Annotated in this window: 13 protein-coding genes; 5 read left to right on the top strand and 8 right to left on the bottom strand. The window is 72.1% G+C overall.

What is annotated here, in order from left to right; all coding sequences use genetic code 11:
- Window positions 1-108: 108 nt before the first annotated feature.
- Window positions 109-567, bottom strand: a complete 459-nt coding sequence (locus ACFU3E_RS25910) for an NUDIX hydrolase (protein WP_384162777.1) — start codon at window positions 565-567, stop codon at window positions 109-111.
- 225 nt (window positions 568-792) lie between these two features.
- Between ACFU3E_RS25910 and ACFU3E_RS25905 the strand changes: the two genes are divergently transcribed.
- On the top strand, window positions 793-4,104 hold the full coding sequence (locus ACFU3E_RS25905) for a S8 family serine peptidase (RefSeq protein WP_384162774.1): 3,312 nt from the start codon (window positions 793-795) through the stop codon (window positions 4,102-4,104).
- A gap of 56 nt (window positions 4,105-4,160) precedes the next feature.
- Here ACFU3E_RS25905 and ACFU3E_RS25900 read toward each other — a convergent pair whose 3' ends face one another.
- On the bottom strand, window positions 4,161-5,063 hold the full coding sequence (locus ACFU3E_RS25900; protein ID WP_384162771.1) for a hypothetical protein: 903 nt from the start codon (window positions 5,061-5,063) through the stop codon (window positions 4,161-4,163).
- 1 nt (window position 5,064) lies between these two features.
- Complete coding sequence (locus tag ACFU3E_RS25895) at window positions 5,065-5,637, bottom strand: RNA polymerase sigma factor (protein ID WP_384162885.1); 573 nt, start codon at window positions 5,635-5,637, stop codon at window positions 5,065-5,067.
- A 348-nt stretch (window positions 5,638-5,985) separates the two neighbouring features.
- On the opposite strand from ACFU3E_RS25895, the gene ACFU3E_RS25890 reads away from it, so the two are divergent.
- Window positions 5,986-7,002 carry an aspartate-semialdehyde dehydrogenase gene (locus ACFU3E_RS25890; RefSeq protein WP_384162768.1) on the top strand — a complete coding sequence of 339 codons (1,017 nt, stop codon included), beginning with the start codon at window positions 5,986-5,988 and terminating at the stop codon, window positions 7,000-7,002.
- Here the strand turns inward: ACFU3E_RS25890 and ACFU3E_RS25885 are convergent.
- Window positions 6,999-7,136, bottom strand: coding sequence for a DUF1203 domain-containing protein (locus ACFU3E_RS25885; RefSeq protein ID WP_384162882.1), 138 nt, complete (start codon window positions 7,134-7,136; stop codon window positions 6,999-7,001). The two genes, ACFU3E_RS25890 and ACFU3E_RS25885, sit on opposite strands and share 4 nt — an antisense overlap.
- 191 nt (window positions 7,137-7,327) lie before the next feature.
- Here ACFU3E_RS25885 and ACFU3E_RS25880 point away from each other — a divergent pair, with 191 nt between their 5' ends.
- Window positions 7,328-7,519, top strand: coding sequence for a hypothetical protein (locus tag ACFU3E_RS25880; RefSeq protein ID WP_384162765.1), 192 nt, complete (start codon window positions 7,328-7,330; stop codon window positions 7,517-7,519).
- A 227-nt stretch (window positions 7,520-7,746) separates the two neighbouring features.
- Entirely contained in the window at window positions 7,747-10,326 is a 2,580-nt protein-coding gene (pepN, locus tag ACFU3E_RS25875; protein ID WP_384162762.1) for an aminopeptidase N, read from the top strand.
- Window positions 10,327-10,518: 192 nt separating this feature from the next.
- Here pepN and ACFU3E_RS25870 read toward each other — a convergent pair whose 3' ends face one another.
- Window positions 10,519-11,454 (bottom strand): EamA family transporter, encoded by a 936-nt coding sequence (locus tag ACFU3E_RS25870; RefSeq protein WP_384162759.1) that lies wholly within the window; start codon window positions 11,452-11,454, stop codon window positions 10,519-10,521.
- A 106-nt stretch (window positions 11,455-11,560) separates the two neighbouring features.
- On the opposite strand from ACFU3E_RS25870, the gene ACFU3E_RS25865 reads away from it, so the two are divergent.
- Complete coding sequence (locus tag ACFU3E_RS25865; protein WP_384162756.1) at window positions 11,561-12,073, top strand: MarR family winged helix-turn-helix transcriptional regulator; 513 nt, start codon at window positions 11,561-11,563, stop codon at window positions 12,071-12,073.
- A 56-nt stretch (window positions 12,074-12,129) separates the two neighbouring features.
- Here the strand turns inward: ACFU3E_RS25865 and ACFU3E_RS25860 are convergent, their stop codons facing one another.
- From ACFU3E_RS25860 to ACFU3E_RS25850, 3 genes are all read right to left on the bottom strand, one after another.
- Window positions 12,130-12,417, bottom strand: coding sequence for a hypothetical protein (locus ACFU3E_RS25860; RefSeq protein ID WP_384162753.1), 288 nt, complete (start codon window positions 12,415-12,417; stop codon window positions 12,130-12,132).
- 63 nt (window positions 12,418-12,480) lie between these two features.
- Window positions 12,481-14,565 (bottom strand): 4-alpha-glucanotransferase, encoded by a 2,085-nt coding sequence (gene malQ / locus ACFU3E_RS25855; RefSeq protein ID WP_384162750.1) that lies wholly within the window; start codon window positions 14,563-14,565, stop codon window positions 12,481-12,483.
- The gene (locus ACFU3E_RS25850; protein WP_384162747.1) at window positions 14,566-14,823 is read right to left on the bottom strand and encodes a hypothetical protein; all 258 of its coding nucleotides are present in this window, start codon (window positions 14,821-14,823) and stop codon (window positions 14,566-14,568) included.
- Window positions 14,824-15,024 lie beyond the last annotated feature (201 nt).

Genomic DNA, 15,024 nt, shown 5'->3' with positions numbered 1-15,024 from the left:
GCAGCGCCGATCACCGTACGTGGATCTTGGACTACCCTGCGCGTCGCCGCCCGCTCCGGATACGGCCCGGAGCCGGTCACGCGGCGTTCATCTTCCCGGGCAGTGCACCTACTCCAGGGCGTCGGCCAGCCGTCCGGTGACCGGGCGTTCGCGCCACATCCGCAGGGCGACGTCGACCATCGGCACCCGGACGAGACCGGGGACCGCGTCCAGGTCCTGCCAGGCGGCGAGGTCGGTGGAGCCGTTCAGTTCGTTGCGCAGTTCACCGCCGGCGATCCGGCCCTCGTAGACGAGCCGGACGCCGTGATGGTCGACGGCGGGTCCGAAGCCGTCGCGGAAGACGCGGTGGAAGGAGTTCACGCCGAGCAGCCCGGTCACCTCGATGCGGTACCCGGTCTCCTCCTCCACCTCCCGCCGGACGGTGTCGTAGGGGTCCTCGCCGTGCTCCATGCCGCCGCCCGGCACGACCCACTCGGGCGTGCCGTCCCGGGCGGGCGAGCGGGCGAGGAGGATCTGTCCGTCCCGGACGCATATGGCGTAGGCCGCCACCCTCAACTTCTTTCGCACTCAGGGACGTTAACCGATTTCTTTACCATCTTCAGGACTGATGCTCACAAAACGCATCGCGGGTTTTCCCCATACATCCATTTCGTTTGAGTCAACCCTCCCCAAAGAACTTCCCCTTGCGTAAGGCTGTGCGATCGTCCGGACTTGCCGTTCGGACCGTGTGCGACCAGGACCGATCGGGCCCCGGTCGCTTACCGCTCGTTCCTTTACCTACAAGGGATGCCGATGACCCTCACCCCCCAGCACGACCCGATACGGGGCCGGAGACGTGTGGCACGCATCGCCGTGGCCGCCGGCCTCGTCGCCGCGCTCTCCGCGGCCGGGCCGGTCCCGCTGGCCTTCTCCGCCGACGGGCCGGGCGCTTCGACTCCGGCCGACGCGGACGTCAAGTCCGCGCACGCCAAGCTCGGTTCGGACGACGCGGACCTGCTCGCGGAGGCCAAGGCCGACGGCGACAAGACCGTCACGATGATGATCGCCACCGCGCCCGGGAAGACCGAGCAGGTCGCCGGAAAGCTGGACGCGGTCAAGGGCGGCTCGGTGGGCCGGGCCGACGACAAGCTGGGCTACGTCCGCGCCACCGTCCCGACGACCAGGGCGGACTCGGCGATCGCCGCCGCCGCCAAGCTCTCCTCCGTGCACGGCATCGACCTGCGCGAGGAGATCCCGCTGGACGACCCGACGCCGAGCGCGGACGCCGTCAGGGGCGCCAAGGCCGCAAAGGGAAGGTACTCGGGGCCGGGGAAGAAGACCCCGGCCGAGAACCCGTACAACCCGTCCTTCGAGACGGGCGCGGTCGACTTCGTCGAGGACCACCCGAAGGCGGACGGCCGCGGCGTCACCATCGGCATCCTCGACTCCGGCGTGGACCTCGGCCACCCGGCGCTGCAGAAGACGACGACAGGTGAGCGGAAGATCGTCGACTGGGTGACGGCGACCGACCCGATCATCGACAACGACAACACCTGGCGCCCGATGGTCACGGCCGTGTCCGGCCCGGCCTTCACCTACCAGGGCCAGTCGTGGAAGGCGCCGGCGGGCTCGTACGCCGTCAGCCTCTTCAAGGAGTCGTACACCACCGGCGGCGACGCCAAGGGCGACGCCAACCGGGACGGCGACACCACCGACGCCTGGGGTGTGCTGTACGACGCGAAGTCCGGCACGGTCAGGGTCGACCTGAACAACAACAACGACTTCGCCGACGACACCCCGATGAAGCCGTACAAGGACGGCCACCAGGTCGGGTACTTCGGCACCGACGACCCGAAGACGGACATCGCCGAGCGGCAGCCGTTCGTCGTGGAGATCCGCAAGGACGTCCCGATGGACCCGCTGGGCGGCTCCTGGGTCGGCAAGAAGTCCGACTTCGTCAACATCGGCGTCATCGAGTCCGAGCACGGCACGCACGTCGCCGGCATCACCGCCGCCAACGGCCTGTTCGGCGGGAAGATGGACGGTGCCGCCCCGGGCGCCAAGCTGGTCTCCTCCCGCGCCTGCACCTGGTCGGGCGGCTGCACCAACGTGGCGCTGACCGAGGGCATGATCGACCTCGTCACCCAGCGCGGCGTCGACATCGTCAACATGTCCATCGGCGGCCTGCCGGCGCTGAACGACGGCAACAACGCGCGCGCCGAGCTGTACACGCGGCTCATCGACGACTACGGCGTCCAGCTGGTGATCTCCGCGGGCAACTCCGGCCCCGGCGCCAACACCATCGGCGACCCGTCCCTGGCCGACAAGGTCATCTCGGTCGGCGCGTCCGTCTCCAGGGAGACCTGGGCCGCCAACTACGGCTCGGTCGTGAAGAAGAAGTACGCGATGATGCCGTTCTCCTCGCGCGGCCCGCGTGAGGACGGCGGCTTCACGCCGACCCTGGTCGCCCCGGGCGCGGCGATCAACACCATCCAGACCTGGATGCCGGGCCAGCCGGTCGCCGAGGCGGGCTACACCCTGCCGGCCGGCTACGGCATGCTCCAGGGCACCTCGATGGCCTCCCCGCAGGCCGCCGGTGCGTCGGCGCTGCTGATCTCAGCCGCCAAGCAGAAGAAGATCGACCTCACCCCGGCCACCCTGCGCACGGCCCTGACCTCCACCGCCGACCACATCAAGGGTGTGCAGGCGTACGAGGAGGGCGTGGGCCTCATGAACATCGAGGACGCCTGGGACGCCATCCGCGACGACGCCACCGCGCACTCCTACACGGTCAAGGCGCCCGTCGACACCGCGATCGACCAGTTCCTGAAGACCCCGGGCTACGGCACGGGCCTCTACGACCGTGAAGGCGGCCTGAAGGCCGGCCAGAAGAAGACGTACGAGATCACCCTCACCCGTACGTCCGGCGCCGACAAGGCGATCCGGCACGAGCTGCACTTCGAGAACAACGCGGGCCGTACGTTCCGCATCGTCGGCTCCGACGAGGTGAGGCTGCCGCTGAACAAGCCGGTGACCGTCAAGGTCCAGGCCGCGCCGAAGTCCGCGGGCATCAAGAGTGCGATCCTCGAGGTCGACGACCCGAAGACCGAGGGCATCGACCGGCAGGTCCTGAGCACGGTGGTCGTCTCGGCGCCGCTGAAGTACACGTACTCCGCGAAGGGTTCGGTGCAGCGCAACAGCACGCGGCACTACTTCGTCACCGTCCCCGAGGGCGCGAAGACGCTCGAGGTCGCGATGAGCGGGCTGAAGGACAAGAGCCAGACCCGGTTCATCTCCATCCACCCGTACGGCGTCCCGTCCGACCCGACGTCGACGATCAACTGCTACCCGGACTACCCCAACCCGGCCAACACCTGCCGCCCGGACCTGCGTTCGTACGCGGACCCGCAGCCCGGCGTATGGGAGATCGAGGTCGAGTCGCGCCGTACGTCGCCGCTGCTGAACAACCCGTACAAGCTGGATGTCGCCGTCCTCGGCGCGGCCTTCGACCCGGAGACCGTGACCGTGCCCGAGGCGAAGGTCGGTACCCCGGCCGCCGCCTCCTGGAAGGTGACGAACGGCTTCGCCGCGCTGGACGGCAAGCTGGTGGGCGGCCCGCTCGGCTCGTCGAAGGCGGCCCGTCCGTCGATCGGGCAGGGCGAGACCCAGACCACGACGGTCGAGGTGCCCGCGGGCGCCAAGTCGCTGGACGTCGCCATCGGCGGTGTCTCGGACGCGGCCGCGGACCTGGACCTCGCCGTGTACGACGCGTCGGGCACGCAGGTCGGCAGCTCCGCCGACGGTGACTCGGAGGAGTCGGTCTCCGTGCCGTCCCCGGCCGCCGGGAAGTACACCGTCGAGGTCGTCGGCTACTCCGTGCCGGCCGGCACCACCGAGTACGACTACCAGGACGTGTTCTTCTCCGCCTCCCTCGGCAGCATCACCGTCGACGGGTCGGCACCGGTGAAGCTCGGCACGGGCGACTCCGCGACGGTCTCGGGCAGCGTCACCGCCGCGGCGGCCGCTCCCGAGGGGCGTGAGTTCTTCGGCCAGGTCCAGCTGGTCAACGCGCGCGGCACGGTCGCGGGCCTGGGCAGCGTGAAGATCGAGAAGGTGCTGCCGTAGCGGTATCGCGGCAACCTGGGGCGGGCGTTCCGGTGGGACGCCCGCCCTTGCTGTTCCTACCGGCACGGGGAGGTGCGCGAGGCCGGCAGCGCCTCGGTGATCCACGCCCGGTCGCGGGCGATCTCCTTCTCCCCCGTGGTCCACATGTCCGGCCCGGCCTGCCCGCCGGGGATACCGACGAGAACGTGGTCACCGGCCCGCAGCCGGGGCTCGACGCCGGTCTCCACGGGGAAAGTGATCCGCTTTCGGCCCTTGTCCGGCTTGTAGTACCGCGCCACGTCGAGGGTGATCCGGTCCCGGCCGGTGCCGGGGAGGGTCTCGACCCCGGCGACGGTGCCCTCCACGACGATCCGGGCACAGGCGAGATACCCGGCGTGGCCGAGCTTCGCGTCCTCCCCACTGGTCTGCGGCCGGCCGCCGGCACTGTCGGAGGCGGCGCCCTGGTCGCCCCCGGCGCCCATGCCGCCGCTCTGGGTGACGAGCCAGCCCATACCGATCACGAGACTGGCACCGACGGCCGCGACGAGGCCCTTCAGGGCGACGGCGCGGGGTGCGGGCCGGGTGCGCCGCCGCGAGGACAGCGCCGTGACCGGCGAGCCACCGCCCCCTCCCGGCTCGGCCGCGCCCTCGCCTCCGGCCGCCGCGGACAGCCCGCCCGGCCCGGACCCGGCAGTCGCCCCCGGCCCCGGCTCGGTTCGCTCCGCCGGCGTTCCGGTGTCCGCACCGGCCTCCGCCTCACCCGCCCGAGCCAGCGTGTCCCCGAGCAGCCCGAGCTGTCGCCGGAGCAGTGCCACATCCGCCGCCGCCGCATCATGGGCGGCCATGAAGGCCGCGTCCCGGCGGGCCTCCTCCGGGACGGGGTCCCCGGCGAGTACGGCCATCAGCGGGTCCATACCGTCGTACTCACCGCCGCCGTCACGCTCTCCATGGCGCCGGTCGTCGTCGTTCCGGGCGGTCACGTCACACCACCTCGTCCTCGTGCAGGCGGGCGCGCAGGGCCCGTACCGCCGTGTGCAGCCGGCTCTTGACCGTGCCCTCGGGGACGCCGAGCAGCTCGGCGATGGACCGGAGCGGCAGGTCGGCGTAGAAGCGCAGGACGACGACCTGGCGCTGGGCGTCGGGCAGCTCGTCCAGGCCCTGGGCGACGGCGACGGACAGCACGCTGCTGTCCTCGCCGGAGGGATGCGCCGGCTGGCGCAGGGCGGCCAGCCGCTCTCCGAGGCGCTCCTGGCGGCGCCTGGCCCGGTGCCAGTCCATGGCGAGGTTGGAGGCGACGACCGCCGCCCACGCCGAGACGTCCCGCGGCGCCTCCCGGCCACTCGCGGCCCGTTCCAGCAGCCGCAGGCGGACCTGCTGCACCCCGTCCGGCAGGTCCGCCTGCGGCACCCCGCCGAGCGCGAGCACCGCCCGCACCCGGCGCTCCTGTGCCGCGTCCAGCGGATCGGCCTCGCTCGGCGGATCGGCCGCGTCCAGCGGATCGCCGCCGGTCGCGGCGTGCGCCTCCCGGGCGCGCCGGGCCCTCCCGCGCAGCAGCACAAGCCACCCCCCTCACCGTGTTTCTCCTACGACGCCGGCACGCCGCGGAACGTTCGGTCGTTTTCCCGACGCGTGCCGGCCCGGCGACAGAGGCGTACATCACACTTCCGTGTGGCCGGGACCGGCATGGGCAGGCGAGCTTGCGGCGGACGACCCCTGCCGGACGAATTCCTCCAGCTCAGCGGGGTCGACACCGCAGGTCCGCAACCATGGAGCGGGACAGGCCGTCCCACTCTCCGGGCAGACCGGGGAAAGAAGTGGACAGGCGGGCCGTGGTCGGCCGCATGATGGAAAAGCCTCGGCCAAGCAACGAGAACGTGAAGAGACGCAGGAGAGGGAGTCACCGTGAGGGTCGGAATCGTCGGAGCCACCGGACAGGTGGGCACGGTCATGCGCAGGATCCTCAAGGAACGGAACTTCCCGGTCACGGAGCTGCGTCTGTTCGCCTCGGCCCGTTCGGCGGGCTCGGAGCTGGACGGCGTGACGGTGGAGGACGCGGCGACCGCCGACTACACCGGCCTGGACATCGTGCTGTTCTCCGCGGGCGGTGCCACGTCCAAGGCGCTGGCCGAAAAGGTCGCCTCGCAGGGCGCGGTCGTGATCGACAACTCCTCCGCGTGGCGCAAGCACCCGGAGGTCCCCCTGGTCGTCTCCGAGGTCAACCCGCACGCGATCAGGAACCGCCCCAAGGGCATCATCGCCAACCCGAACTGCACGACCATGGCCGCGATGCCGGTCCTGCGCCCGCTGCACGACGAGGCGGGCCTCGAGGCCCTGGTCGTCGCCACGTACCAGGCGGTCTCCGGTTCCGGCCTGGCGGGCGTCGCCGAGCTGCACGGGCAGACGCAGAAGGTCGTCGCCGACGCGGACCAGCTCACGCACGACGGTGAGGCGGTCGACTTCCCGGAGCCGGGCGTCTACAAGCGCCCCATCGCCTTCAACGTACTGCCGCTGGCGGGTTCGATCGTCGACGACGGTCTGAACGAGACCGACGAGGAGCAGAAGCTCCGCAACGAGTCCCGCAAGATCCTGGAGATCCCCGAGCTGAAGGTCTCCGGCACCTGCGTGCGCGTCCCGGTCTTCTCCGGCCACTCCCTCCAGGTCAACGCCCGCTTCGCCCGTCCGCTGAGCCCGGAGCGCGCCACGGAGCTCCTGCAGGACGCCCCCGGCGTCGTCGTCACGGACATCCCCACCCCCCTCCAGGCCGCCGGCAAGGACCCGTCCTACGTCGGCCGCATCCGCCGCGACGAGACGGTGGACAACGGCCTCGCGCTCTTCGTCTCCAACGACAACCTCCGCAAGGGCGCCGCCCTGAACGCGATCCAGATCGCGGAGCTGGTGGCTGCGGAGCTGCAGGGCTAGTCCCTGCGCACCTCGTAGAGGAAACAGCCGTACTCGACGGCCCGGACGTGGACAAGTACCACGGCCGGGTCGTCGAACGCTTCCAGGAAGGCCTGTGGGAAGTTCTCCCGCTGGGCCCGTGCCCGTTCGCGCAGATGATCGAGGCTTCCTGGCGTGAGCGCGCTGAACACCTGTCCAGTCCTGCCACAGCTCGGCGCGGCATCGCCGAGCAGCTCATGGCGCCGACAGCTGAGAACGGCACGTCGCGCCAGCTGGTGCCCACGGCCCCGTCCGCCCGCGTGACCGCACGGGCGGACGGGGCCGGCGCCTCACGCTGCCGGAGCGCATGAACATGCACGCCGCCGAACAGGTCACCCGGGCGCCGGAGGGCGTCGCCCAGTACGTCGGGACCTTCACCTCGCCCATTGATCTACCGGCATGGGGAAACGTCGTGGTCGGGCTCGCCACTGTGGCCGCCAGCACGGAGCGGGCGCTGTGGCTGCGCTACAACTGGCTGCTCGACGGCGGGGCGGGCTGACCCGCTTCTTCGGACCGGTCGAGCGTCCCGGCGACGCCAAGTGGAGGGCGTGCCGGAGCCGGCTCCGGGCCCGGTGCGGCACCGGGACGGGCGGACGGCGGCGGTGCGCGCGTTCGCCCGGACCCTCACCACCCGAGGGGTATCCCTAGGAGACGCCCCGGTCGTCGCCTGACGCCGAGCCGCCGTGGAAAGATGGCGCAACCCACCCATAACGAGGAGATGACCGCGTGCCTGGCACAAACCTGACCCGCGAAGAGGCGCAGCAGCGGGCGCAGCTGCTCGCCGTTGACTCGTACGAGATCGAGCTCGATCTCTCCGGCGCGCAGGAGGGCGGCACCTACCGGTCCGTGACCACGGTGCGCTTCGACGTGACGGCCGAGAACGGCGCGGAGTCGTTCATCGACCTGGTGGCGCCGGCCGTGCACGAGGTGACCCTGAACGGGGACTCCCTCGACCCGGCCGAGGTCTTCGCGGACTCCCGGATCACGCTGCCCGGACTGCTCCACGGCCGCAACATCCTCCGGGTGGTCGCCGACTGCGCGTACACCAACACCGGTGAGGGTCTGCACCGGTTCGTCGACCCGGTCGACGACCAAGCCTACCTCTACACCCAGTTCGAGGTGCCGGACGCTCGCCGGGTGTTCGCGAGCTTCGAGCAGCCCGATCTGAAGGCGACCTTCCAGTTCACCGTGAAGGCGCCCGAGGGCTGGACGGTCATCTCCAACTCGCCGACGCCCGAACCGCAGGACAGCGTCTGGGAGTTCGAGCCGACTCCGCGCATCTCGTCGTACATCACGGCGCTGATCGTCGGCCCGTACCACTCGGTGCACAGCGTGTACGAGAAGGACGGCCAGTCCGTCCCGCTGGGAATCTACTGCCGCCCCTCGCTCGCCGAGTACCTCGACTCGGACGCCATCTTCGAGGTGACCCGGCAGGGCTTCGACTGGTTCCAGGAGAAGTTCGACTACGCGTACCCGTTCAAGAAGTACGACCAGCTGTTCGTGCCGGAGTTCAACGCGGGCGCGATGGAGAACGCGGGCGCGGTGACCATCCGCGACCAGTACGTGTTCCGGTCGAAGGTGACGGACGCGGCGTACGAGGTGCGCGCGGAGACCATCCTGCACGAGCTGGCCCACATGTGGTTCGGCGACCTCGTGACCATGGAGTGGTGGAACGACCTGTGGCTGAACGAGTCGTTCGCCACGTACACCTCGATCGCCTGCCAGGCGCACGCGCCCGGGAGCCGGTGGCCGCACGCGTGGACCACCTTCGCCAACTCCATGAAGACCTGGGCGTACCGGCAGGACCAGCTGCCGTCCACCCACCCGATCATGGCGGAGATCCGGGACCTGGACGACGTCCTGGTCAACTTCGACGGCATCACGTACGCCAAGGGCGCCAGCGTCCTGAAGCAGCTCGTCGCCTACGTCGGCATGGACGAGTTCTTCCTGGGCGTGCAGGCGTACTTCAAGCGCCACGCCTACGGCAACACGCGCCTGTCGGACCTGCTGGGGGCACTGGAGGAGACCTCCGGCCGCGACCTGAAGACCTGGTCGGAGAAGTGGCTCCAGGCCGCCGGCATCAACGTGCTGCGCCCGGAGATCGAGACGGACGCGGACGGTGTCGTCACCTCCTTCGCGATCCGTCAGGAGGCCCCGGCCCTGCCCGCCGGTGCCAAGGGCGAGCCGACACTGCGGCCGCACCGGATCGCCGTCGGCCTGTACGAGCTCGATGACGTCAGCGGCAAGCTGGTCCGCGACGAGCGGATCGAGCTGGACGTCGACGGCGAGCTGACGGCCGTTCCGCAGCTGGCCGGGCGGCGCCGCCCGGCCGTGATCCTGCTCAACGACGACGACCTGTCGTACGCGAAGGTCCGCCTGGACGAGCAGTCCCTGGCCTTCGTCACGGAGCACCTGGGCGACTTCGAGTCCTCCCTGCCGCGCGCCCTGTGCTGGGCGTCGGCCTGGGACATGACCCGCGATGCCCAGCTCGCGGCCCGCGACTACCTGTCCCTGGTGCTGTCCGGCATCGGCAAGGAGTCGGACATCGGTGTCGTGCAGTCGCTGCAGCGGCAGGTGAAGCTGGCGATCGACCTGTACGCCGACCCGGCCGCCCGTGAGGCGCTGCTGGCCCGCTGGACCGACGCGACGCTGGCGCACCTGCGGGCGGCCGCGCCGGGCAGCGACCACCAGCTGGCGTGGGCGCGCGCGTTCGCCGCGACGGCCCGTACACCCGAGCAGCTGGACGTGCTGGACGCGCTGCTGGACGGCTCGCAGACCGTCGAGGGCCTGGTCGTCGACACGGAGCTGCGGTGGGCGTTCGTGCAGCGGCTCGCGGCGGTCGGCCGGTTCGACGAGGCGGAGATCTCGGGCGAGTACGACCGCGACCGCACGGCCGCCGGTGAGCGCCACGCGGCCACGGCCCGGGCGGCCCGTCCGACGCCGGAGGCCAAGGCGGAGGCGTGGGCGTCGGTCGTGGACTCCGACAAGCTGCCGAACGCCGTGCAGGAGGCGGTCATCGGCGGCTTCGTCCAGACCGACCAGCGCGAGGTGCTCGCCCCGTACGCGGACCGGTACTTCGAGGTGGTCAAGGACATCTGGGAGTCCCGCTCCCACGAGATGGCCCAGCAGATCGCCGTCGGCCTCTACCCGACCGTCCAGGTCTCCCAGGAGACCCTGGACAGGACGGACGCCTGGCTGGCCTCGGCCGAGCCGAACGCGGCCCTGCGGCGCCTGGTCTCGGAGTCCCGGGCGGGCGTGGAGCGCGCCCTGCGGGCCCAGCGGGCGGACGCGGCGGCCGGGGAGTAACCGGCCACGGAAGCGGTGGGGGCGCCCGGCGTGTGCCGGGCGCCCCTTCGCTTGCCCTCGGCCCACCCGTGGGCGGGACCGGCCGAGAGTCGCTGCGGCGTTCCTCCCGGCGCGGCCAAGGGCTCCCGACGGCCAAGGGCTCCTGACGGCCGGGGGTGGCCGACCGGGGCCGCTGCGCCCGCGGGCCCGCCTCTACCGTCGCAACGCCCCGTCCCGCGCGTCCGCCGCGGCTGTGCGGACGTTTTTCCCGGCCGAGCCGGGGGTTCGCGAGGGCCGGGTGACGAACTGCCCCGCCACGGTCGCCCCGAACGCCAGCCCCATGCCGGCCAGTTGCACCGGAGTCAGCGTCTGTCCGAGTGCCGCCCACCCGACGGCGGCCGCGGTCAGCGGGGAGAGCGGTCCGAGGAAGGTGACCTGGGTGGCGGTGAGACGGCCGATGCCACGGAACCACAGCCAGTACGCGACCGCCGTGTTGGCGACGGCGAGGTAGAGGTAGCCGCCGGCCGCCGGGCCGTCCAGCGCCGGTGGCGCGCCCTCGGCCAGGAAGGCGAGCGGCGCGATGAGCAGGCCTCCCGCGGTCAGCTGCCAGCCGGTGAGGGCCAGCGGTCCGACGCCCTCGGGGCGCCCCCAGCGCTGGGTGAGCACGATGCCGGTCGACATCGACGCCGTGGAGGCGACGGCGGCCAGCAGGCCGAGCGTGTCCAGCGCCCCGTCCGCCCGCAGCACGACGAGGCTGACGCCGAACGCGGCCACGGCCCCGGTCACCAGCGTGCGCGCCGACGGCCGCTGCCCGAGAAGCAGTACCGAGAGGCCGGCCACGAACAGCGGACCGGCCGAGCCGACGACCGCCGCCAGGCCGCCGGGCAGCCGGTAGGCGGAGAGGAACAGCAGCGGGAAGAAGGCGCCGATGTTCAGTGCGCCGAGCACCGTCGCCTTCCACCACCAGGCGCCGCGCGGGAGCATCCGGGCGAGGGCGAGCAGCAGCAGACCGGCGGGCAGGGCACGCACCAGGGCGGTGAACAGGGGGCGGTCGGGCGGGAGGAACTCGGTGGTGACCGCGTAGGTCGTGCCCCAGGAGACGGGTGCGAGGGCGGTGAGGGTGATGAGGGCCGGTCGGGAGGTGGCCATGGAAGACACCCTTCGGAGTAGGTCGGCAGAAAGTAGCTTAACGCTAAGCAACTTATAGTCAAGCCACTTTCTTGCAGGTGACCGAGAGGCGGCCGATACTCGTGGCATGAGCGAACGCCCGGAGCAGCGCAAGGACCCCGTCGACGCGATCATCGACCAGTGGGCGACGGTCCGGCCCGACCTGGACACCGCCGCCATGGAGGTCTTCGGCCGGATCAACCGGCTCTCGCACGCGATCGGCGAGCGGGTGGGGAAGGCGTACGAGCAGTTCGGGATCGCCCGCGGGGAGTTCGACGTCCTGGCGACCCTGCGCCGCTCCGGCGAGCCCTACACGCTCTCGCCCCGGCAGCTCTCCGCGACGCTGATGCTCACCACCGGCGGCATGACGGGACGGCTGGACAAGCTGGAGCGGGCGGGGCTGCTGCGCCGCTCTCCCGACCCGCACGACCGGCGCGGGCTGCACGTCACGCTCACGAGCGAGGGCCTGAAACTGGTCGACGAGGCGGTCGGGGCGGGGCTGGCGGTCCAGACGGAGGCGCTGTCCGCCCTGGGCGCGCGGCGGGCCGGGCAGCTGGCCGATCTGCTGCGGGACCTACTGGCCGGGACGGACAGGGCCTGACACGACGAGGGCGCCGTCGCGGATATCGCGACGGCGCCCTCGAAGAGGAACGCTGGTCAGGCCTTGACCTCGCTCTTCGCGTCGGCCTTGGTGGCGATGTTGGAGCTGGTCGGGTCCTTCTTCTGGTGCGACTTGTCGCCGATCATCACCAGACCGTGGATGACCAGGTACAGCACGATCGGGGCCACGACGAAGAGGCCCAGCGTCTCGATGACGCTCAGGCCCGGGCCGGGGTCGTCACCGTCGTCGCGGTTGAGCGCGCTCGCGGGGGACGACATGAGCAGCATCATCAGCGTCGTACCGGCTGCCAGGGCGCCGGCGCGCAGGGCGTTCTTCTTGTCCACGGTGTCAAAGTATCCAACGCCGACCCGGGACGCGCGCCCGGGGTGCCGTAAGAAGCCCTCGCCTCATGTGCCGCCCTCCCTGAGCACCTCCATCAGCGCGTGCAGCCGCGGCGAGGCCGCCAGGTCCTCCAGCGTCACCGGCCGCCCCTGCGCGTCCGCGATCGGCAGCCGCCAGTTCGGGTACTGGTCCCAGGTTCCGGGGAGGTTCTGCGGGCGGCGGTCGCCGACGCCGTCAGGGAGCCAGACGCCGATCATGCGGGCCGGGGTGCGCAGCAGGAAGCGGTGCACGGCCTGGATCTCGGCCTCCTCCGACGAGGTGTCGCTGCCGCCGCCCGTGCCGTGCAGCAGGCCGAGCCGGGAGAGCAGGGCCAGCCACTCCCCGGCGTCGGCGGCGGCCTCGGCGCGCTCCTCCTCCAGGGGGCGGGTCAGCAGGCCCAGGCTGTCGCGGAGCTCGACGTGCTCACCGGTGAGGCGGGCGGCCGTGGAGGGCAGGTCGTGGGTGGTGGCGGTGGCCAGGCAGTCGGCGCGCCAGCCGTCGGGGGGCAGGGGGCGTCCGTCGCCCTCCCAGTCGCGCTCGAACCACAGGACGCTCGTGCCGAGCACGCCGCGCTCGCGCAGCGCCTCGCGGACGCCGGGCTCGACGGTGCCGAGGTCCTCGCCGATCACCAGCGCCCCGGCCCGGGAGGCCTCCAGGACGAGGACGGCGAGCATGGCCTCGGCGTCGTAGCGGACGTAGGTGCCCTCGGTGGGCGGGTGGCCCTGCGGGACCCACCAGAGGCGGAACAGGCCCATGACGTGGTCGATGCGCAGGGCACCGGCGTAACGGAACAGGGCGCGCAGCAGCTCGCGGAACGGGGCGTAGCCGGACTCGGCCAGACGGTCGGGGCGCCAGGGCGGCAGGCCCCAGTCCTGGCCGCGGGCGTTGAAGGCGTCCGGTGGAGCGCCCACCGACATGCCGGCGGCGAAGTGCTCCTGCTGCGCCCAGGCGTCGGCGCCCCCGGGGTGTACGCCGACCGCGAGGTCGTGCACGATCCCGACCGGCATCCCGGCCTCGCGCCCGGCGCGCTGCGCGGCGGTCAGCTGGGTGTCGGTGAGCCAGGCGAGCCGGGACCAGAAGTCGACCCGGTCCATGAGGCCGTTGCGGGCCTGGGCGGTCTCGGCCGAACGCGGGTCGCGCAGGCCGGTCGGCCAGCGGTGCCAGTCCGAGCCGTGCACCTCGGCGAGCGCGCACCAGGTGGCGTGGTCCTCCAGGGCCTGGCCCTGCTCGGCGAGGAAGTCGCAGTAGGCGGCGCGCCGGCCGGGGCCGAGGGGGACCTCGCCGAGCAGCTCCAGCGCCTCCCGCTTGAGTTCCCACACGGCGTCCCGGTCGATCAACGCGCCGTTGCGCAGCACCGCTTCGCGCAACCGGCCGGCCCTTTCCAGCAGGGCGCGCAGGCGTTCGGGGTCCTCGGCGTAGGCGGCCTCGGGGACGTCCTCGATGCGCAGGTGCACCGGGTCGGGGAAGCGACGCGAGGAGGGGCGGTACGGGGAGGGGTCGGTGGGGGCTCCGGGCACGGCCGCGTGCAGCGGGTTGACCTGGACGAACCCGGCGCCGAGCGACCGCCCGGCCCAGCCGGCCAGCTCGGCGAGGTCACCGAGGTCGCCCATGCCCCAGGAACGGCGGGACAGCAGGGAGTAGAGCTGGACGAGCAGTCCGCAGGACCGTCCCGCGGGGGTGGGCAGGCGGGGCGGGGCGACGATCAGGTGGGCCGCGGCGGTGCGGCCGTCGGGGGTGGTGGCGGTCAGCCGGTGGACGCCGGGCGGGAGGGCGTCCGCCGAGGTGCGGCTCTCGCCCTGCTCGGTGTCGATCCGCAGCCGGGTCCCCTCGGGGAGCGCCGCCAGGGCGGCCGGGGGGCTGCCGCTCCAGCCGGCCACGGTCGGCGGCAGCAGCCGTTCGTCCCGTTCCCGCTCGCGGGCCGCGAGCGCGGCGCGGACGGCGCCGGGCGTGCTCGCGTCCACGCCGAGGGCGGCCAGGGTCAGGGTGACCGCGGTGGCCGAGGCCGGGACCGTGCGGTCCGGGGACGGGCTGTAGGAAGTGGCGACGCCGTGCAGGACGGCGAGGCGGGACAGGTCCTCGGATGGCGGGTCGGCCGGCCGGGGTGCGGTCATCTACATCCTCGTGAAATCCGGGACGAAGGCCGAGGGCTCGCTGGTCAGGGGAGCGGCTTCGGCGAGCGGCGGCTCACTCGTGAGGGGCTCGGCGTCGGACAGCGGGGGCTCGCTGGTCAGCGGCAGTTCGGTGTGGGTGCTCTCGGAGCTGAAGACGCAGTAGCGGGGGTCGGCATGGTGAGGGTCGTCGAGGTCGGCGGACTGGTCCGCCACGGGTTTGGACTGGGCCGGGAGCGGAAGGAAAGTCATCGCAGCCACGGGGGCCTCCTTGTCGAGTACGGCTTTCAAAGGGTCATCGCAGCCCTACCCAGTCGACGCGAAGGCAGACGCCCCAGGCCCAACATCGTGCTCCTGCTCACATTCCGCTCCCCTCCACACTGTCCAGATTCCGGCATTTCGCCCACAGCGGCCACTCTCGTTGACACCTCGACCGGGCGGGTGGTGGGCTCGTTCCACCGG

The organism is Streptomyces sp. NPDC057424, assembly GCF_042803315.1.
Taxonomy (GTDB): Bacteria; Actinomycetota; Actinomycetes; order Streptomycetales; family Streptomycetaceae; genus Streptomyces.
This window is presented reverse-complemented; position numbering and strand designations above follow the sequence as displayed.